Genomic DNA, 20699 nt, shown 5'->3' with positions numbered 1-20699 from the left:
GCAATAAATGCAAAAACAGTTCTCATATCAATATTTTCGAAATTAGAGGATATTGACAAATGTTTGTTACAAGAAGATCTGTCTGAGCTCAGACAAACAGATTAGCCTTTATCACTTAATGTTCTCAACCTCAGTAACTCTACCCCTTCTGCCATTCGCATCGAATGCTGCAAAGCGCAATTTCCCTTTTATAGAAAGCGGTTCAGTATATAAACTGCTTCCGGCATGTGGCTCTGTTCCGTCGGTTGTATATCTGATCTGTAAACCCGGTAGCTGAATATTGGCATGCACCTTCGCTCCACTGAGTTTCAACCCAACCTCCGGGATACGATAAGAATACCCTCCGTGATAATAGTTCAAACGAGGCAATTCACGTTTGCCAAGGATATTTGAAAATAAAGACCATGCATTGGAATAGTAAAGGTTATTTAATGCCGTGGATTCGCCCATTGCCCATTCAGGTTCCTGTGCCCATGCACGTTCTGCCAGTCCCAGTAGTTTTGGCAGCATCATGTACTCAAGTCTTTCAGTACTAACATTATTTTCAGACCATAACAAACCCTGTAATCCTACAATATTTGATTTACCATAATCTGTAAGCCTGATCATTTTGGTCTGATCCAGATTTTTAATCGGCATACCCTGTCCATCTTCCTTTACGTTTTTCAGAAAATCAAAAGGAATGAAATAGTAGGGCTTATCTACATCAACCATCCCACCCCATTTATACCCGGGTTCGTAATAAGAACTGTTATATGCCAGATCAAAATACTGATTGGAAACAGGCGACAGAACAACCTTATAGCCACCATTGGCTAATCTGTATGCGAGGTCTTCAGCGCCCCAGCCAATCACATTATTCCATACATGCAACTGAAAATGATCGTCAGCAAAATCAGGGTTAGCGATGTAATGCGATTTACCATCCAGAGTAGTTTTGCGCATTCCGGCTTCTTCCCAGCCCGAAACAAATAAGCCACGCTTTTTAGCCATTGCATTTAATTTCCCGAAATAGTAATACCAAAGGTCATCGGTTGATTTGATTCCGGGATTTGTACTTTTAAGCTTTAGATATGCCGGAGATTTTTCCCAGACCTTAGCCGGAACCTCATCACCTCCGTAATGAATTGTTTTTAAAGGAGCTCCGGCTTCCTTGTACATCAGTATAAGTTCGTCGGTTACTTTCTCAATAAAGTTATAAACCGAAGGCAGGGCAACATCCATCACATTGTCTTCCCAACCCTGAACTGAACGATATTTGGATTTGTCCTGAGGATCGGTCAATCGATATCTCGAAGCTTCTGCAGTTTTACCGGCTTTCATGAGCTTTTCATACCGGTTTTCCATGGCTTTAATTGCCGCACGTGCATGTCCGGGAGATTCAATTTCAGGTATCACCTGTATATGCCTTGCTGTTGCGTACCTCAGCATTTCTATAAAATCTTTTCTGCTCAGATGACCACTTCCCGGCAATTGATCAGCAACACCTCCTGAAGCAAAAGCCGGCTGAAGCTTACTCTTATTGTCAGAAGTATGTCCTCTTACACTTCCAACCTGTGTTAATTCGGGAAGTGATGGTATTTCCACCCTCCAACCCTCATCTTCAGAAAAATGAAAATGAAAAACATTCAGCTTATATAAACTCATCAGATCAAGCACCTTGAAAATCTCTGCTTTTGGCTGAAAATTCCTGGCTACATCGAGCATAAAACTGCGGTATCCGAAACGAGGCTCATCCTTTACCTCCACAGCCTGAATGTTAACTGACTGCTGCTTTGATTTCCAGCTTAATGGAGATATTAAACTCTTCAACGACTGAATGCCATAAAATGCCCCTGCAGGGGTTGAGGCTGAAATCAATATTCGCTTTTCAGAAACATTTAATTCATATCCTTCTGAGGCAATCTGAGAATTTTTGTTTAAAACAATAGCCGCAGAACCTCCTGTGCTAAACAGAGGTTTGGAAATCAACAATTTACCAAGCTCATCAGAAAGGTATGCCGCTTCCCTGCTAAACAATACATCGGCAGAAATACTTGTATTCCCGCTTATTGTAAATTCAGCGTTCAATGCTTTATATGATACCGGGCTAGGAAATATCAGTGGCAATTTCGCTTCCGGTATATCCTGAACTTCCTGATTCTTTAAAAATACGTATGCAGGATCCATCCAGGTCTTTGCTGATGGTAAAGCTTTCAGAAATTCGGAAGAAGGATCAGGATAAGTACAATTTACCGGTATGGCCTTATTGGGCGAATCATTAAAGACTAAATAAAAACCCTGTGGCGATTGGGTCACATTATCAATTTTACCGGATCTGACCATTTGAAAATTGATTTTGGCTCCTGCAGATATCCCATCAGATGCAGCATTAGGTTCAATTTTATACAGATCTCCATTAACGAAAGAGATAGTGAAGCCCCTGCTGTCGGCTTTAGGGAAGTCGCCACTGTAATTGAAATATAAACTCCATCCATGTGGCGGCAAATCATACTCAGAACCGTTCGTTATACTTAAAACAGATAAAGACTGGTTCTTCCCTTCAAAATTATTCAGGATTGGCTGCCACTGCAAACTGATCTTATAATCTTTCTGCTGAGCAAGTCCTGGAGAAACAATGCAAAAAATTACAATTACGACTAGAAAAAGTGGCTTCCAGATTTGTTTAACGTACATATTATCAAAGCTTATTTTATGTGAAAATTACAAAATTATCCTCTCAGACATGAATTTAATATATAAATCACTGAGCAATAGTTCTGCCTTTAACCTGAAAACTACTTTTTACAATTCCAGATCTCCCCTCAGCTGAAATACCCTGAAGTACAATGGTATAAATACCTTCCTGATCTGAAGTATAAAAACTGATTGTTTTCTTTCCGGAAGCATCAATTTTAACCTCCGGCGACCAATACAATAAATCCCTGAAATCAGGTTTACGGTCAGAAAGCTGCGACTCTGTTTCATACACCGGAGAATAGAATTCACGTTTCAGTTGAATCCCCTCATAGTCCATAATTGTTGCTCTGCGATCGAGCTGAAAGCCTTCCAGATTTCCTTTATAGGTTGTAAAATTCAAAATACTGTTAAAGCTGAGCGGTCCAAGAAAATATTTTTTCATATACACTTCCAGCTCCTTTACCTTCTTTGGATCATACCGGATAATTTTATTCCCTTTATCAAAAACAGGTACCCCATCCAGAATAATCAGTGGTTCTACCGTCTGAGGTACCGCATCTGTAAATGGTCTTACAATTGCTCCGACAAAATATTCGTCTTTCTGACGCAAAACAGGTACTTCGACAACATATTCCCGAAGCACTTCTTCCATCGTGTTAAAGCGCATAAAATTATCAAGCAGATATTTCTTATCGGGCTTTAGATAAAATGCATTGCTGTCAACTTTAATCGGATAGAATGTCCTGAGCTTTTCTGCAGCAAAAACATTCTGAACCTGCATACTAATATTCCGGCTTAAAAGCTGGAGCCTGACTTGCTCATTAAACGTTTTGCCATACGAGTTTCTGAATGTTGGAATCAGGGAAAAAGGGCTGGCAATTTCAATTCTGTAAATAGAATCCTTTCTTGTATCTGTTTGTGCGATGATTTCGGAAAGGCCATAGATATCGCGGGTAAAAAACCGAATATCTCCGCTCGTATTGCTCTTAGCCCCATACAAATGAGTTTTCTTACCCGGGACAGAAAGATAAGCAGTGATATTATCTGCTGCTTTATCCGTTTGCTCATTAATAATCTTTCCACTTATAATATGCCCTTCCAATTCCGGTAAATATTGCATTGAAACATTCTTACTTTTCAGTACTTCCTCCCAGACAAATCTTCTCCAGCCATGTGTGAGCATCAAATTGTCTAATGCTTCCTTTACCCGCTCACCCTGATTAGTGAAATAATATCCCGGAGATTCAATATTTCCTCTGAGTTCAGATTTCAACCATAAATATGATTGAATATCAGCTACAGGTGCATCAATACCATTTGCAGCATATACAGCAATTGAGGCATCTGCATTTGAATATTCATTCTTCTCATCCATTGATTCAAGATTCAACGTAACCTTCTTTCTGGATTGAAACACTTCCTGACCGGCTGAGATTTTAAAATTTAAACTTTCAGCAGAACGCTTAAAGTAAAGACGTTCACTCAACGGAATTCCGGTACTACTTAGCAAAGTGAAATGAGAAATACCATCTCCCAGTTTATCCCTGTTCACAATAACATCTTCCCTGTTAGCATTTATACTAATCCGGTTTGCTACTTTAGGATCCTGTCTGGTATGAACCAGTAAAGAGAGATCCTGAGATGGTACTCCTGAACTTGCCTGAATAACAACTCTGATCAGATCCCCCGATTCAAGCAAACGGAGGGAATAACCCGATTTTAACACCGGTAACTCTTTAGCAATGGTCTTACCCCCAATTTCAATCAGCGCCTTATATGACTTTCCTGCCAATGGAGTAAAAATAAAACTGCCTATGCCGAATTGAAGAGGCTGAAACCGGCTGATCATATTATTATCCTGATCAAGAATTATCCCGCTAAACTCCAGACCTCTACCATGATTATCAGTTGCCCGAAACGCCAGTTTCCCTTCCATATTCTCAATCAGCTGTCCTCCTTCCGGGAAAAACTGGATATCGAATGCTGAAACCGAAGAAGTGTTGTCGGGTTTTGAAGAGGTATTTAATACCGTAAGTGTCTTTTCAAAATAAAGATCAGCACTGAAATTCTTCATCAGATTGGTATAGGCCCTTAACTGATAATTTCCACCGCTTAAAGATACAGGAAGATAAAAAGACCCGCTGCCACTTCCTTTTTCAAGCGAAACTTTTGCCTGTAACACTGCTTTCCCGCTTTCATCCATCAGCTCCACATAAGCGATTTTACTCAGATCCAAAGGTTTATTGTTAATGGAATTGGTATTATAAACCTTAAACCATACAATTTCGCCCGCGAGATAGAAATCCCGGTCGGTATGAACAAAGAGTTTCTCCTGAAGATTATTCTTTGCAAATGCAGAAAGTCTGGAGGCAATAGTATCAGCAGGAATAGCTTGTGCATAAACAGACGCTGTCGCACCGGCCATAAGCAGCACATAAAATATGGTCCTTGAGAGTAAAATCATTTTGCTTCGCATATCCCTTAAATCTATCTACCAGAATGCAGGTTTAACATTATTTCCTCCTCTGGTTCTGCAGTCAACACAATTCTGAGTACTTCCATTGTAGGATACAACTGTACCTGTCATACCCAGATTGGAACTTGTAGCCAGCATACCACGGTTTGGTCCAAAAACCTGTAAACTATCTTTGTCATTCTTAACCACAATCATCTCACAGCCCAGATTGAAATTCCAGTCAGCAACTTGCATACGATCAATAAAAATTCTCTTCTCTTTGATAGTTGAAATTCCAATAAAGCCTATAACCTGTTCCGAAGGATCAGTCAGGCTCTTAATATTTCCTCTTAATTCAGTAGGCTGAACATCAAAAATGGACCCCTGCTGTTCTGAGTTTCTTTTCATTAAACCCAGATACTCGTAAGCTTCCCTGCTAATGGCGTATTGTTTCACCAGAATACTGTATTTCACTGCCAGTTTCTCTGAACGACTGGGTATAAATGCAAGAGGAAAACGGTAGACTACATCAGCACTTAATTTATCTGTTGATGTAATCAGAATATCAGTTGAACGTTCATTCTTCCAGCAGGTAAATAACAGCTCCATTTCGGGCACGGGTCTGCTTATCATTGCCCCATCTTTTAATAAAAATTCGGAATATGCAATCGAGCGTATTTCCCAGGTTTCCTCATAATCCCACTGATAATATCTGGTATTATTCTGAGAGTCGTGGGCATTGGAATAGATTCCTACGCCGGCAGCTGTTCTCTGCCAGTTCAGACTGTCAATTACCGGAGTGTTTTTAACACTCAATAAATCGGAAAGATATTCCCTGCCTGAAACAGTTTTAATTCTTAATCTGTACTGAAGGTTTGGATTAAGATTCAAAGATGCTACAGAATAGGTTCCTGCTGTATTTTCAGTTAATGGAAATACAGCATTAGCGGGTCCTTCAATCTGAACTTTAGCCTTGATTTCAGGATTTGCCTTTAATTTATCCGCCAGTTTAAGGGTACGGCTTAAATAGATGTTAGTGATGCCTGAAGGATTAATCACTCCCTCCACTACTAAAAGGCTCGGTGCATCCTTGATTCCCTCATGCTCAAATGGCTTTTTGCATGCCTGATTCAAAAAGAACAGAAGCACGAGAAATACAGGTATATAAATTCTTCTGATCATGTTAAAACCTGATATTATAGTTTACAAAAGGGATAGCATTCCCGAAAATAGAAAGCTGATATCCGCGGATGACACCTTTCTGAGATATAAAATAAGTTGAATAGGCATTATCCCTGCCAGTCAGATTATAGACTCCGATCGTCCATGAACTATGAGTCAGCTGATGTATTTTATGATTACCCTCAATATTAACCGAGAAATCGGTACGGAAATAATCAGGGGCCCTCAAAGCATTCCGGTCTGAATAACTGGCACGCAGCGATCCGGCATAATAATACTTACCAACAGGAACAGTTATTGGTCGGCCGGTACTATATGTTGCATTAAATGATGCGCTGAAACGATGTGAAAAGCGGTAATTTCCAACCAGGGTCAAATCATTTGGTTTATCAAAGTTTGCCGGATAGTAATTTCCCCGGTTGATTAACTGACCCACCGTCGGATCATCTGTTTTAAGTAAAGTTCGCGAATAAGTATATCCTATCCAGCCGTTCAGTTTTCCGACCGGCTTTTTAATCAGAAATTCTACTCCATAAGCTTTACCTTTCGTATTCAGCACATCCGTTTCAATGTGATGATTCATAATTAAAGAAGCTCCGCTTTTATAGTCAAGATAGTCTTTAAGACGTTTGTAATAACCTTCAACAGACAATTCCACCGTATTATTTTTGAAATTCCGGTATAAGCCCAGTGAGAACTGATCTCCATATTGCGGTTTAATATTAGGATCGCTCAGCTTCCAGATATCTGTTGGAGAAATGGCTGTACTGTTTGTCAGCAAATGAATGTATTGCCGGAGTGTATTATATGCTGCCTTTACCGACAAGGCATCAGTGAACTGATAGCGTCCGGAAAAACGCATTTCCGGCCCATGGTAAGTCTTAACCAGCTCTCCCTTCTGATAATTCGTACTTCCGGTGCTATTTCCCGGTTCTACAGGCAAACCAGGCAGATACTGATTAACACTTTTGGGACCCAGATAGTTAAACATGGAATATCTGACACCAAGATCCAGCGACAGTTTATCTGTGAGATCGAATCTGTCGCCTAAATAAGCTGCACTCTCTATTGCCTGTTCAGTTTGAAGCACATTTGACACTACGAGCGACCTGCTTCCAAGTGGCAGATAAGTTCCCGGATGAAGCTGGTATCTGATAGAACTCAAACCAAAATCTATGGTATGTTTAGGGCTTAGATAATAGTTGAAATCTGTCTTGAAATTAGCCTGATTGATATCAAATGCCATTTTATAGGCATTTACAGGATTCTGGTCACTCTGATTATCGTATTGATATCTGCTGAATCCTCCAACTACAAGCCCGGTAAGTTTATTACTGAAAATATGTTTCCATTTCAATGATAGATTCTTATTACTATAGGTAAAAGTAGTATCGCCACCCAGATTGGAATTGTCATCGCTCAGATAACCCGAAATATAAAGACTGTTCTTATCATTGATTTTATGACTGATTCGCAAATTCATATCATAAAAAGCCGCTTTACTGTTCTTATAGCCAGAATCGTCGGGAAGTAACTTAAGTATCCAGTTGGAATATGTTGTTCTGGCCCCCATGATAAAAGATGTGCGGTCTTTGATAATCGGGCCTTCCAGATTTATCCGTCCTGTTAATAGTCCGATCCCGGCTTTTCCGCTTAACTTTTTATTATTGCCGTCTCTGCTGTTCACATCAAGTACCGAAGCCAGACGGCCGCCAAAGCGGGAAGGAATACTACTTTTATACAATTCTACATCTTTAACCACATCTGGATTGAATGCAGAAAAGAAACCAAAAAAATGAGATGGATTATAAATGGTGAGATCATCAAACTGAATCAGATTCTGATCCACGGCTCCTCCCCTGACATTGAACCCATTCCCGGCTTCACCAACCGATTTTACACCGGGCAGAGTTAGCATCACCTTCATAATATCTGCTTCCCCGAAAGCCACAGGCACCTGCTTGATCGAGCTGATACTTAGTTTCTGTACACCCATCTGAACGTTACGGACATTCGCAGAACTTTCAGCAGAAATAATAACTTCTTTTAATGACAATACCTGCGACTGAATATCAATATCCAGTTTGCCTTCCGAATAGAGTATGATCGGACGTTTAAGGTCAATAATACCAAGGGCTTTAATATTTAAAACATGGGGGCCTCTGGGCAGGGCCAGAGAATAATATCCGAACTGATCAGTATATGTACCAATGCGCGGCTGCTCAATAAAAACTGCTGCTCCGGTTACAGGTGTACCAGTTTTGGCATCGCGTACATAGCCGGCCAGTGAAATATTACCCGACTTTTGCGGGGCATTCTTATTACCGATCTGAACAATCTTATTTGAAAGTGCAGAACTCTGAACAGACTGAACTTCTGCAGCACTGAGATCCGCAAGAGCAAGAATTTCCTGCTGCCCCTTCCATTTTAATGAATCACGCTCGCTATCAAATATCCCGTAAGGCAGAGACGCAAAGATCTCAAGGTCTTTCGTTAAAAAAACATTGTGTTTTAAATCAATCGCGAATCGGAATTTCGTATTCAGAAATGCTTTTTTGATGATAGAACTAACCGAGTCATCCTTTGCACTGAGTGTTACACGCAAACTGTCAAATTGTAAGGCATCATAGTAAAAACGGTAATCAGTTTTCTGCTCCAGATCAGAAACAAACTCCCTGATTGTGGCATTTTTATACTCTGCACTGATCAGGACCTGTTTATTCTGAGCATTGGAGATAAAGACAAAGAAAATGAGGCAAAATAAAATCAAGGATCTCTTTAAATTCATTGTCATCCCTTTAATTTATCGAACAAAGCGACTGCCCTTACAATAGTCTCTTCCGGTTCTTTTCTATACTTAAGTTTGTTCTCTTTCAGATGAGCCTGAATTTCTTTCTGTTTGCTCCCAAGCACTTTCAGTACAGAACCAAGACCTTCAATAACATAGTAATTACCATTCCTCTTTATAAAAAACTGATTTCTTTGTCTGAGGACTTTTAGAAATACCCCATCTAAACTTACATCCTTCACAGTGACTTTTGAACGTTTTACCAAAACCTCGGTATTACCCTGATAAACAAGATCATAAAAACCTTCAGACATAGAAGATTCGCCTGCCCGGATATGAGTAAATTGATGTCCGAAGATGCTGAATTCTTCAACAAGCTCATTGTGAAGCACTATTCTGGAAATACCGTCAGTATGTTGAACAAGAACCTGATCCTTCATTATGTCAAACCAGATTCTGATATCTTTATAAGCCATCCCATCGTAAAATACGGTTCCATAAGCAGGTTCTGCCAATTCAAAGAATTGATGCCCGCCTTTAAAACGCAGCGGATATCCGATATAATCAGAACCGCGGTATAACCCAGATTGATTGGCAGTGGCTTTTATATATTGGGACTTTACAATACTAAGTTCATCAGATTCAATATGATGTTCTTTCAATGACTGACTATAACCACAAAAAGGCAGAAAGACTGCAAGGAGCAGGCCGTAGGTTCTGAACATAATTAAAAAAGTAATTTTCGTATCATATAGTAAACCCAATATACAGTTTTGATTTTATCATTTCACAGGAATTACTATTCGTTCAATTGTTCCAATAGTAATCAGATATTGAGCAATCATATAAGTAGACATGATGATAAATCCTGCTGAAGAGAACGGTTGAACAAACTTATTAAATGCAAGTGCCGAATCAGAGATTACAAAAAATATTGCCCCCAGATAAATCATTCTGAAGCTGATTAAATTTACTCTCCTGTAACGGTAACCGGCCAGAATCGCCATTACTGAAATGACAAACATATAAGCCATAACCGGTATTCTGAAATCATTCAGATAGTCACGAATCATTGTATAATAAGACATGGAAAATACACCCATACAAAACAGCATCAGATGTCCGTAATACTTTGATGCATCCGGATTGTTCTTAAAGTCCCTGACAAACGCCATCGAATAAACAATATGAGCAAGCAGAAATGAAATCAGTCCGTAAAGAAAAAAATAAATATCTGATCCGGCAAACAACAAAAAGCAATCACCAAAAAGAGAAAAAACGAGTCCGGCCAGTACAAACCTGTTAAACCCCGCCCTCATATTTACATTTTTATAGAGATAGATTGCCAGTGAAAGACAGATCAAAGGCTTTACATACAGATTCATCCCCGGGAAAAAGCTTGATTGAGCTATCAGATTCAGGAGGATAATCACTATGAAAATCAGCGTAAAGGCTGTATGATTTTTTGACATAAATTATTGCCGGTTTAGCTTACTGAACCAGAAAAGTGAAAAAATGATAAGAATTGTATTTAGGGTAATTAAATCTATAAAAAAATCTTTCCCCAAAAAACATGAATGGCAGAAACATTCAATTTTTAAAGCCCTGGGTTTATGTTCCATCAAGGCTTCCGTAAGACATTAATCCAATAATAACGGGTATACTGCATAAAATCAGATAGCTTCCGGTCATAAAGCCGACTTTTATTACCACAATTTAAGATTTAAACCGGAAAGAAAAAATACACGACATTATTGTTTAATATTCCATCCGGCTGTCTATATTAGCGACCGCTTCAGCAATTTCAGAAGCATTTTACACTCAAAATATAAAATACAAATGAAACGTTTTTTAATAATTCTTGCAGCTTCAGCCCTGTCAGCCAACGGCTTTGCACAATCCAAACCAGTTGCTGCAAAAACCACTCCGGCTAAATCTGCTGCTGCAAAACCAGCAGTAAGTGCTCCGGCTTTGAAAACCCAGTTAGACTCTGCCAGCTATGCTTTTGGATCAAGCATTGCAAACGACCTGAAAATGAGGGGAGTAAACAATCTTAATTATACAATGGTATCTAAAGCAATGAATGATGTTTTTTCAGCAGGAAATGTAATTCTTAGCCCTGAAAAATCACAGGAAGTGATCTACGGCTTTCTGACTGCCCTTGAAAGAAAAAAATTTGAAGGAGTGATTGCAGAAGCTACTAATTTCCTGAATGAGAATAAGAAAAAAGCAGGTATTGTGACTCTGCCAAGCGGACTTCAATATGAAGTTTTAACTGCCGGAACCGGCGCAAAACCTGTTGCAACAGATGAAGTTACGGTTCATTATAAAGGAACATTAACCAATGGCAAACAATTTGACAGCTCGTATGACCGGGGTGAGCCAACATCTTTCGTACTCAATCAAGTAATTCCGGGTTGGACTGAAGGTTTGCAGCAAATGCCGGCAGGCTCCAAATACCGCTTCTTTATTCCTTATACCCTGGGTTATGGAGAACGTGGCGCCGGGCAGGATATTCCACCATACAGCACACTGATTTTTGAGGTAGAACTGATCAAAATTAAGAATTAGGAATTAAAAATTCGTAATTCGTAATTCGTAATTCGTAATTCGTAATTCGTAATTCGTAATTCGTAATTCGTAATTATTTCAAAAAATGTTCTAAAAATAAAAATGCTGCCTCATTCGATTCAGGATTTGGGGCATGTTCAGGGCGGTTGCTCATTGCAACACGATTTTCGTATCCAAGCAAACGGTTTACGGCAATAGTTTGATTCAGGGGAATCCATCGTTTGGATGGATCTTCTGAACCTCCGGAAACCATAAATGGGCGTGGAGCCATCAGAGCATGAAGTTCATGGAGATCGTACCCCTCAGCAACAAGCTTTGGGTAAAGTCCACCGGCAGGATTCTCATTGGTAATCAAACCTCTTTTTCTCCACGGTTGAGGATAATAACCCAGATACCAGGGTTCCCAGTAATTGACAGATTCGCGGGTCTCATCAAATACAATACCAGGATCAGACCAGACAGCACAGGCAAATTTTTCATACAGGGCCGATGCGAACATTGCCCATTTGCCCCCATATGAATGCCCCATAATTCCAATTCTTTTTGAATCAACATCTTTTATGCCGGCAAGTACATTCCAGGCATTAGCAGCTGCATACGCCAGTAATGAAAGAGGCTGAACACTTGCATTCTGAATACCAGGATAATAAAGTGAATAAGTTTTATTGGCAGTAGTTTCTGTAGTTCCTATAGAAAGAGTAACGAAGCCACGTTTAGCCAGTTGATAGGCAAAATCTCTGTCAGGGAGATCCGACCTTCCTAATCCAGCCGATGTTTCAGGCTCATAGTAAACCGTGATCACCGCAGCTTTCTTTCCGGGGCTGTTCGGTATCATCAGATAGCCATCCGTTTTTTGTCCGGGTAACCAGTTGAATCTCACTTTGTATCTTACAAAACCATCAAGCTGTACCGTATCAAGCATTTCAAAGCTTTGCTTTTGAATCAGTGCAGGCCACTGCCCCATCATCGAGTTCCATCTTGAAAGGATCTCTTCTCTTCTCCGGGTCCAGTCCTTCGCAGTTTTAACAGAATCACCGTTATAAAACTTTAAAACAGGACGATAAGCACCATACTGATTTTTATATGCTTCAGGAACTATAAAATGGGCTGCTATCTTTTCCGGGATTGGTTTAGCAGCTGCAGAGGATTTCGCACTTTTTTGGGCAAAAAGTGACATTGAGCTTATTGCAAGAAGAAGCAGATATCCTGATTTTCTGAGTATTTTTTTCATTTCAGATATTTTTCTAACCAATCAAGCATCTCGATTTTCATATCGTCAGTAAATACATGCCCCGTTTCGGGATAAATGATACTCTTAAACTTCTCTTTCTGCTTGTAAAGTGAATAAACAGTATCCAGCTTTTTCTCCAGTGTTTTCATTCCGCTTACCGGAGAACCGGCATCACTGTCTCCTGTAAGTGCCAGAAAAGGTCTGGGAGCAATAAGCCCCATTACCGCCTCAGTATCAAAATGTTGCAGCATTCCTGGAACAAAATAGTAAATACCATGTGCTTTTAACTCCCTTTGCTCGATTAATTCTTTATATCTGGTGAAGCAAGCTACTCCAACTACTACTTTGATCCGGTCATCAAGAGCGGCCAGCCACCATGCTCTTGTACTCCCCATGCTCATGCCTTCAGCACCAATTCTGTCAGAATCTATCTCAGGCCGGCTGTTTAAATAATCCAGAGCAATCTGTTCATCACGTAATTGCATCCCCCAGAGTGAACGGCCAAACCATAAATTAATTTTAAACTGTGAAGATTCCTGATCTGCTCCCTTTGCCTGTGTCTCCAGTATCCCGGCAGGACCGGTTCCTTTACGCTCTCCGTTAAAATAACTATCAATTGCCATAACCGCATAGCCTTTTGAAATAAGCAGAGCTAAAACATCCTGAGCTGTAGCTGAATTTATTCCGAAAACGTTTTCCTTGCTACTGCTATGACCATGCATTCCCAGAACTACAGGAACCTTCCCTTTAACATTTGTTGGTATGGCCAGATATCCCGGAATCCATCCGTCAATACCATTATCAATAATGAATTTCTCAAGGATATACCCGTTCATTTGTTTTTTGGAAAGCGTTCTGACAGTTAGTTTTTCAGGGCGGGACGGAATATTTCCAAGGAGGCCTTTCAGGGTTTCCCTGACTTTCAAACGTTCTTTATCCCATGCTTTCTGGTCTGAAGGAAAATTAAAATCAGGATAATTCCACTTTTGGTAATATTCAGGAACACCATCAAATGCGGCTTGTTCTTTCCATAATATCTCCTGAGCTGAAAGCGCGGAAATATTAAAAATAAAAAGGCCTGTAATCAAAAGGAAATAGTTTTTCATAGAATAATATTTTTAATTGTTAGTGTTTCCGGCTGCTTCTGAAATCATTTTCTGAGATAGTTCTTTACCTAAATACCGGTCGATAATACCATGAACAAAATAGAGCAATGGAGTCATCAATATTGCTACAACGAATTTATAGGTATAATTTACCAAACCAATTGCAGCCACCATCTGCCAGCTCCAGCTGTATTGAGGATTAAGATAAAATGCAATAAAGATTACTACAAAACTGTCAATAAACTGTGATGCAAGTGTCGATCCGGTTGCTCTCAGCCATAAAAGCCGTTCCCCGGTATTGCGTTTTATCTGGTGAAAAAGAAATACATCAACCATCTGGCCTATTAAAAATGCAATAATTGAGCCTGCAATAATCCACATCCCCTGACCGAAAATACCTTTAAATGCCAGATTCATATTAACAGTTTCTCCATCAATTTTCTGACTGATCCAAAAATCTGAAGGGATCAGACCTATGGCGAATCCAACTACCAGAAAAGCATAGCTAATCAGAATTGCTGCAAGTATTGAAAGAAAGCGTACCTGCTTTAGTCCGAAATACTCATTAATGATATCCGTCATAATAAAAATAAGCGGCCAGGTTATCACACCAGCCGACATATTGAATGAAAGTTCCGGCACACCAAACATATTAATATTGAACTTTTCTATCCCCAGTGAGCCTTCAACAGTAAAAATTTTAACTCCTATAAATTCGGCGAGAATAGCATTAGCAATCAGAAAAGCTCCAAGCACCAGAAACAACCGGCTTTCTTTTGTTTTATAAGTCATTAAGCTTAATATAATTTGATTATCAAATTAATAATTAAATCCGAAGAATAATAAAACATTCCAAATCCGGATGATGATAATTTTCTATTTTAGGCTTTAATATGCAGTTAAAATCAAAATTACCGGGGATTGGTACAACTATTTTCACCGTCATGTCTCAATTGGCCAATCAATATCAGGCCATCAATCTATCACAAGGATTTCCCGATTACGAATGTTCCCCTGAACTTGTAGAGCTGGTTAACCGGTATATGAAAGCCGGTTATAATCAGTATGCCCCGATGGCGGGAGTTCCTGCACTCAGAGAGCGAATCTCTGAAAAACAGGAAAAACTTCATGGTGCAAAGTATGATCCGCAAACTGAAATAACGATTACGGCCGGAGGTACTCAGGCTATTTTTGCATCTGTAGCATGTGTCATCAGACCCGGAGATGAGGTAATCATATTTGAACCGGCTTATGACTCTTATGCCCCCTCTGTCATTCTGTTTGGTGGTATAGTGAAATCAGTTGAATTAAGTGCTCCTTTATATATAACAGACTGGCTTGAAGTTGAAAAGCTGATTAACGAAAAGACCAGAATGATTATTCTGAATACCCCTAATAATCCGACAGGAAAAACACTCACTGAGAGTGACATGTCAGAACTGATCAGAATTACACGCAATAAGGATATCCTGATTATTAGTGATGAAGTGTATGAACATCTTGTATACGACGGAAGGCAGCATTTAAGTATCTCGCGGTTCTCTGAGCTGAGAGAGAAAAGTTTCATTACAGCATCATTTGGAAAGCTGTTCCATACAACCGGCTGGAAAGTTGGCTATTGCCTTGCTCCGGAATGGCTGATGAGTGAATTTCGGAAAGTACACCAGTACGAGGTGTTCAGTGTCAATTCGGCTGTACAGTTTGCGATAGCCGATTTCATGAAAAATGAACGTAATTATTTGGAAGTCAGTGATTTTTTTCAGGTTAAAAAGGATTTTTTTCATAACTTGATGAAAGAAACGCGTTTTGACCTGCTTCCCTGCTACGGTTCATATTTTCAATCGGTTCAGTATAGCCGTATAAGTAATGAGAAAGATACCGACCTGGCAATGAGGATCATAAAGGAATTTGGTGTTGCAGGCATACCTGTTTCAGCTTTTTACAGTAAAGGCACCGATCATAAAGTTTTACGCTTTTGTTTTGCCAAAAAACAAGAAACTCTTGAAAAGGCCGTTAATAAATTAGCAAAAGTATAAAAGCAACATTTATTAATACACTACCGTATGAATACCTGCAGATGAGTACACTAAAAATTACCACCTTTCAGGCCTATCTTTTTTGGGAAAACATAGACAAGAACCTGCAAAATCTCGGGCTGCGACTATCTTCTATCCGTGAAAAGACTGACCTGATAGTACTTCCGGAAATGTTCAGCACAGGCTTTTCAATGAATCCTGAAAAATTTGCTGAAGAAATGAATGGCCGAAGCATGAAGTGGATGCTGGAACAGGCAAAAAAATTCGATGCTGTTGTTACAGGCAGTATCATCATCCGGGAAAATAAAAAATACTACAATCGACTTATCTGGATGCGCGCAGATGGATCATTTGAATATTATGACAAACGACACCTTTTTGGATTAGGTGAAGAGGATCAGCATTATACCGCCGGTACCAGGAAATTATTTGTAGAACTGAACGGCTGGAAGATCTGTCCGATGATCTGCTATGATCTTCGTTTCCCGGTTTGGCTGAGAAATGTTAATGAAGAATACGATATACTCCTCATCGTAGCCAACTGGCCTGAACGCCGTTCCTTACACTGGCGAACACTTATTCCTGCCAGAGCAATTGAAAATCAGGCCTTTGTTGTTGCAGTAAATCGTATAGGTCATGATGGCAATGAAATTTATCATTCAGGAGATTCAATGTGCATTGACCCTCTTGGAAAGGTGGTGTATTATAAACCCAATGATGAAGATCTTTATACCTTTAGTATAAATAAGGAAGACCTTACTCATGCACGGACTTCATTTCCATTCCTGAAAGATGCTGATACTTTTAAATTAAACGAAAATAATCGATTTTGAATAACAAAATGGTGATTAAACATCGTGGAAACACTCATAAAGGTGTTTTTTATATAGAAGAAGGCAACAAAATGCTTGCTGAAATAAGCTACAGTTTTGCCGGTGCAGATAAGATGTTACTTGATCAAACCACGATTAACAATGAATTACCAGAGCAAAATGAAGCCGGATCAGAGTTGCTTGACGCCCTTATAAACTATTCCAGAGATAAAAACATCAAAGTAATTCCCCTTTGCATCATAGCAAAATCAATCATTGAACAAAACCCAGCCTATCGGGATGTTTTGTTCAAACAAACCTGAACTGACTACTTTTCATTCAGCAATAATTTCCTGCAGGATTCAAGCTTCTTTTTCTCAGAGGCTGAAAGCGGGCGCATATCCATTTCCATGGATTGAAAAGTATGGATAATGATCTTACTGACAGCAATTCTGGTAAACCACTTTTTATCTGCAGGAATAACATACCAGGGGGCATAATTTTCACTTGTGGCATTTATAGCCTCTTCATAAACTTTCATATATTCATTCCATTTCTTCCGCTCTTCAATATCCGCACGATTGAATTTCCAGTTTTTCAAAGGATTATCTATTCGTTCCAGAAAACGCTTTTTTTGTTCATTTTTAGAAAGATTAAGAAAAAATTTAATGACCACAGTACCATTCTGTACCAGATGTTTCTCGAAATTCCGGATACTTTCATAACGCCCTTCCCAGAAAGCCGCATCGGGTTTGCCGGCAACTTCATTAAGCAGATATTCAGGATGAACCCTGCAAACGAGCACATTCTCATAATGAGACCTGTTGTGAATGCCAATCCTCCCCTTTTCAGGCGTGGCTTTATTATGCCTCCATATAAAATCATGATCAAGCTCCTCTGCACTGGGCTGCTTAAAACTGAATACCTGACAACCCTGCGGGTTTAATCCCCTCATCACATGCTTTATAACACTATCCTTGCCTGCAGCATCCATAGCCTGAAAAATAACTAAAAGTGCTTTGTTATTGAGCGCATACATTCTTTCCTGAAGTTCGCTCATTTCCATGCTCAGCTCGCTGAGTAATTCGGCGGCATTTTCCTTATCATAAATTCCGGAAAAAGCGGGGTCCTGAAGCTTCAGATTAAAATGCTTTCCTTTTCTGACCTTGAATTTTTTAACCAGATCTTCCATAACATAAAATATAAGCAATTTAAAAATTTTAGCAGGCTCTTTACGTTAAATAAACTGCTATCAGAAAATCAGAGATATTTTCATCATATTAAACACGATTTCCTCATATTTACCATATGTTCAGAAGAATAAAAAATACGCGTCTTCGCTATGCAGCAATAACTTTATACTTCATAGTTATCTTCTTTTGCGCCCTTGAGATCAACTTTTTATGGCTTTTCGGGTATTCTCCAAGCAGGAGGGATATTAAAGCCCCAAATATGAATGTCGTTTCTGAACTCTATTCATCTGACGGAAAACTTATTGGAAAATACTTCAAAGAGAACCGTACCCCTGTTGAATACGATAGTATAGCACCGGCAATTGTTGATGCACTGGTTGCTACTGAAGATGTAAGATTCTACAAACACAGTGGCATTGATATTCGCTCATTAATATCAAGTATTATATCAACAGCAACCGGCGACAGACGGGGAGCAAGTACAATTACCCAGCAACTGGCTAAAAATCTGTACAGCACGAGGAACAGAAAGTCTGAGGGCCTGATCAAATACATTCCATTGGTCAGAACCATTGTTTACAAACTTAAAGAATGGGTTACCGCCTATAAACTTGAAAATTACTATAGTAAAGAGGAAATCCTGACACTTTACCTGAATACAGTTCCGTTTGGGAATAATACATTTGGCATTAAAACTGCTTCAAAACTCTACTTCAATAAAAATGTAAACAAAATACAGGTAGAAGAAGCTGCAGTACTGGTTGGTATGCTTAAAGCAACAACAACCTATAACCCTATCCGAAACCCTGAAAAATCATTGGAACGGCGTAATACCGTGCTTACCCAAATGCAGAAATATGATTATCTGACAGAAAAGGAATTTAAAAAATACAGTTCTAAACCTCTTAAACTAACCCAGGGCAGCCTGGATGAAGGAAGTGACGGTGGTTCATACCTGCGTTCTGCCGTTTCAAGGTATCTCGAAAAATGGTGTGAGGAGAATGGATATGACCTTTATGGTGACGGACTTAAAATCTATACAACAATTGATTCCAGAATGCAGAAATACGCGGAGGAAGCTGTTACTCATCAAATGAAAATCCTTCAAAGACGATTTGAAAATGTATGGGGCAACGAAAACCCATGGAGAACCTCCGACGGACTTGAGATTCCCGATTTTCCTGAAAAAGCGGCACAACGTCTTCCTTATTATGAGTTTCTGAAAAAACGATTTGATAACAATCTTGATTCGATTAATTTCTATCTGAATAAACCTAAAAAAATGAAGGTATTCAGCTGGGATGGAGAAAAAGAAGTTCGCTATTCTACGATCGATTCCATTAAATATTATGCTAAAATTCTGAATACCGGCATGATGACATTGGATCCATTCAACGGACATATTAAAGTCTGGGTTGGAGGTATCAATCACAAATACTTTAAATATGACCACGTTAATCAGGCAAAAAGACAGGCTGGTTCAACATTTAAACCTTTCGCCTATCTTGCTGCGCTGGAATCTGGCATGAACCCATGCGATAAATTCATTGATCAGGCAGTAAAAATACCTTATGAAAACAAAGGTAAAACCGAATACTGGGAACCCAAAAATGCAGATTATAATTTTTCCGGCAGAGAAATGTCGCTTCGATGGGCAATGGGTAAATCGGTAAATTCAATAACTGCACAGATTACCGAAAAAGTAGGAGCGGCCAATGTTGTAAAATATGCCCATGCCTGCGGAATTGAAAGCAATCTGAAAGCTGTCCCTTCAGTGAGTCTGGGTCCGAATGATGTAAGCGTATTTGAAATGGTTAAAGCATATGGTACCTTCCTGAATAATGGAATACGTTCAGAACCTATTTTGGTTGAAAAGATCAAAGATCTGGACGGGAATCTTATTGAGGAGTTCAAATCTAAACAGGAAAGAACCTTAAGCGAAGAGATTGCCTACCTCATGCTGTACATGTTAAGAGGTGGTATGGAAGAGCCGGGAGGAACGTCCCAGGCTTTATGGGAATGGGATCTCTGGAAAAACAACAATCAGATAGGCGGCAAAACAGGAACATCATCTGATTATGTCGACGGATGGTATATGGGAGTAACCAAAGATCTTGTTACAGGCGTATGGGTTGGCTGTGACGAACGAAGTGTACATTTCAAAACCTCTCAAACAGGTGAAGGTTCACGTACAGCCCTGCCTATCTTCGGAAAATTTATGGAAAAAGTTTACAAAGATGAATCACTCGGAATAAAACCGGGGCCTTTTCCTAAACCCAAAGTAAAAATAACACGCAAATACCAATGTGAAACGGTTAATTATTCTTCCGATACAAGTGCAGTTGATTCGTTGATTATTGATTCACTTTATATTCCGCAGGATATACAGGATACCTCATTAAATCAATCTCCACCTTCAACTCAAAATAATACTGCAAAAGTACAGGAGAGCAGAAACTCTCAGCCTTCAGAAAATAAAACTCCGGTCAGGTCAACACCTGAGCCTGCTGTCGAAATACAAAAAACCCGTAAAGAGATCAGGGAAGAGCGAAAACAAAACAGAGCAAAACAAAATAATTGATTTTACATTCCTCTGATTTATTGAGCAGAGCAAAAATCGAAATAGATATTTTTACGTATTTTAGA

Annotated in this window: 15 protein-coding genes; 5 read left to right on the top strand and 10 right to left on the bottom strand. The window is 39.4% G+C overall.

Going from position 1 to position 20699, the window contains the following annotated elements:
- Positions 1-111 precede the first annotated feature (111 nt).
- From P2W72_RS09180 to P2W72_RS09155, 6 genes are all read right to left on the bottom strand, one after another.
- A complete protein-coding gene (locus P2W72_RS09180; protein WP_276361249.1) occupies positions 112-2676 on the bottom strand; it encodes a family 20 glycosylhydrolase in 2565 nt (854 codons plus the stop codon).
- Positions 2677-2743: 67 nt separating this feature from the next.
- Positions 2744-5143 (bottom strand): hypothetical protein, encoded by a 2400-nt coding sequence (locus P2W72_RS09175; protein WP_276361247.1) that lies wholly within the window; start codon positions 5141-5143, stop codon positions 2744-2746.
- A 27-nt stretch (positions 5144-5170) separates the two neighbouring features.
- On the bottom strand, positions 5171-6316 hold the full coding sequence (locus P2W72_RS09170; RefSeq protein WP_276361244.1) for a DUF4249 domain-containing protein: 1146 nt from the start codon (positions 6314-6316) through the stop codon (positions 5171-5173).
- A 1-nt stretch (position 6317) separates the two neighbouring features.
- Positions 6318-9104: a TonB-dependent receptor gene (locus tag P2W72_RS09165; protein WP_276361241.1), complete on the bottom strand. Its 2787-nt coding sequence runs from the start codon at positions 9102-9104 to the stop codon at positions 6318-6320.
- 2 nt (positions 9105-9106) lie between these two features.
- Positions 9107-9829, bottom strand: coding sequence for a hypothetical protein (locus P2W72_RS09160; RefSeq protein WP_276361238.1), 723 nt, complete (start codon positions 9827-9829; stop codon positions 9107-9109).
- Between the two features lie 57 nt (positions 9830-9886).
- A complete protein-coding gene (locus tag P2W72_RS09155) occupies positions 9887-10576 on the bottom strand; it encodes a lysoplasmalogenase (protein WP_276361236.1) in 690 nt (229 codons plus the stop codon).
- 367 nt (positions 10577-10943) lie between these two features.
- Between P2W72_RS09155 and P2W72_RS09150 the strand changes: the two genes are divergently transcribed.
- Positions 10944-11675 carry an FKBP-type peptidyl-prolyl cis-trans isomerase gene (locus P2W72_RS09150; RefSeq protein WP_276361233.1) on the top strand — a complete coding sequence of 244 codons (732 nt, stop codon included), beginning with the start codon at positions 10944-10946 and terminating at the stop codon, positions 11673-11675.
- A gap of 73 nt (positions 11676-11748) precedes the next feature.
- Here the strand turns inward: P2W72_RS09150 and P2W72_RS09145 are convergent, their stop codons facing one another.
- The 3 genes from P2W72_RS09145 to P2W72_RS09135 are packed head-to-tail and all read right to left on the bottom strand — an operon-like array spanning position 11749 to position 14804.
- Positions 11749-12906 carry a prolyl oligopeptidase family serine peptidase gene (locus P2W72_RS09145; RefSeq protein WP_276361230.1) on the bottom strand — a complete coding sequence of 386 codons (1158 nt, stop codon included), beginning with the start codon at positions 12904-12906 and terminating at the stop codon, positions 11749-11751.
- Positions 12903-14012 (bottom strand): alpha/beta hydrolase family protein, encoded by a 1110-nt coding sequence (locus P2W72_RS09140; RefSeq protein ID WP_276361228.1) that lies wholly within the window; start codon positions 14010-14012, stop codon positions 12903-12905. The genes P2W72_RS09145 and P2W72_RS09140 overlap by 4 nt, the downstream gene beginning before the upstream one ends.
- A 12-nt stretch (positions 14013-14024) precedes the next feature.
- Positions 14025-14804 (bottom strand): queuosine precursor transporter, encoded by a 780-nt coding sequence (locus tag P2W72_RS09135; protein ID WP_276361226.1) that lies wholly within the window; start codon positions 14802-14804, stop codon positions 14025-14027.
- Between the two features lie 101 nt (positions 14805-14905).
- On the opposite strand from P2W72_RS09135, the gene P2W72_RS09130 reads away from it, so the two are divergent.
- From P2W72_RS09130 to P2W72_RS09120, 3 genes are read left to right on the top strand one after another with little or no spacing between them, the layout of a single operon-like run.
- On the top strand, positions 14906-16048 hold the full coding sequence (locus P2W72_RS09130) for a methionine aminotransferase (RefSeq protein WP_276361225.1): 1143 nt from the start codon (positions 14906-14908) through the stop codon (positions 16046-16048).
- A gap of 41 nt (positions 16049-16089) precedes the next feature.
- Positions 16090-16881: an amidohydrolase gene (locus tag P2W72_RS09125; RefSeq protein ID WP_276361222.1), complete on the top strand. Its 792-nt coding sequence runs from the start codon at positions 16090-16092 to the stop codon at positions 16879-16881.
- 8 nt (positions 16882-16889) lie between these two features.
- Entirely contained in the window at positions 16890-17183 is a 294-nt protein-coding gene (locus P2W72_RS09120) for an N-acetyltransferase (protein WP_276361219.1), read from the top strand.
- Between the two features lie 5 nt (positions 17184-17188).
- Here P2W72_RS09120 and P2W72_RS09115 read toward each other — a convergent pair whose 3' ends face one another.
- Positions 17189-18070 carry a polyphosphate kinase 2 family protein gene (locus tag P2W72_RS09115; RefSeq protein WP_276361216.1) on the bottom strand — a complete coding sequence of 294 codons (882 nt, stop codon included), beginning with the start codon at positions 18068-18070 and terminating at the stop codon, positions 17189-17191.
- 98 nt (positions 18071-18168) lie between these two features.
- Between P2W72_RS09115 and P2W72_RS09110 the strand changes: the two genes are divergently transcribed.
- A complete protein-coding gene (locus P2W72_RS09110; protein WP_276361214.1) occupies positions 18169-20634 on the top strand; it encodes a transglycosylase domain-containing protein in 2466 nt (821 codons plus the stop codon).
- Positions 20635-20699: the final 65 nt, after the last annotated feature.

This window comes from Daejeonella sp. H1SJ63, assembly GCF_029360775.1.
In the GTDB taxonomy this organism is placed as follows: domain Bacteria; phylum Bacteroidota; class Bacteroidia; order Sphingobacteriales; family Sphingobacteriaceae; genus Daejeonella.
Note: the sequence above shows the minus strand (reverse complement) of the source record. Positions and strands in the feature narration are given on the sequence as shown.

Coding starts and splice junctions, on each gene's coding strand:
- P2W72_RS09140 (WP_276361228.1), bottom strand. CDS start 14,012: ATGAAAAACTATTTCCTTTTGATTACAGGCCTTTTTATTTTTAATATT.
- P2W72_RS09155 (WP_276361236.1), bottom strand. CDS start 10,576: ATGTCAAAAAATCATACAGCCTTTACGCTGATTTTCATAGTGATTATC.
- P2W72_RS09175 (WP_276361247.1), bottom strand. CDS start 5,143: ATGATTTTACTCTCAAGGACCATATTTTATGTGCTGCTTATGGCCGGT.
- P2W72_RS09130 (WP_276361225.1), top strand. CDS start 14,906: ATGCAGTTAAAATCAAAATTACCGGGGATTGGTACAACTATTTTCACC.
- P2W72_RS09165 (WP_276361241.1), bottom strand. CDS start 9,104: ATGAATTTAAAGAGATCCTTGATTTTATTTTGCCTCATTTTCTTTGTC.
- P2W72_RS09110 (WP_276361214.1), top strand. CDS start 18,169: ATGTTCAGAAGAATAAAAAATACGCGTCTTCGCTATGCAGCAATAACT.
- P2W72_RS09135 (WP_276361226.1), bottom strand. CDS start 14,804: ATGACTTATAAAACAAAAGAAAGCCGGTTGTTTCTGGTGCTTGGAGCT.
- P2W72_RS09180 (WP_276361249.1), bottom strand. CDS start 2,676: ATGTACGTTAAACAAATCTGGAAGCCACTTTTTCTAGTCGTAATTGTA.
- P2W72_RS09170 (WP_276361244.1), bottom strand. CDS start 6,316: ATGATCAGAAGAATTTATATACCTGTATTTCTCGTGCTTCTGTTCTTT.
- P2W72_RS09125 (WP_276361222.1), top strand. CDS start 16,090: ATGAGTACACTAAAAATTACCACCTTTCAGGCCTATCTTTTTTGGGAA.
- P2W72_RS09160 (WP_276361238.1), bottom strand. CDS start 9,829: ATGTTCAGAACCTACGGCCTGCTCCTTGCAGTCTTTCTGCCTTTTTGT.
- P2W72_RS09120 (WP_276361219.1), top strand. CDS start 16,890: ATGGTGATTAAACATCGTGGAAACACTCATAAAGGTGTTTTTTATATA.
- P2W72_RS09145 (WP_276361230.1), bottom strand. CDS start 12,906: ATGAAAAAAATACTCAGAAAATCAGGATATCTGCTTCTTCTTGCAATA.
- P2W72_RS09150 (WP_276361233.1), top strand. CDS start 10,944: ATGAAACGTTTTTTAATAATTCTTGCAGCTTCAGCCCTGTCAGCCAAC.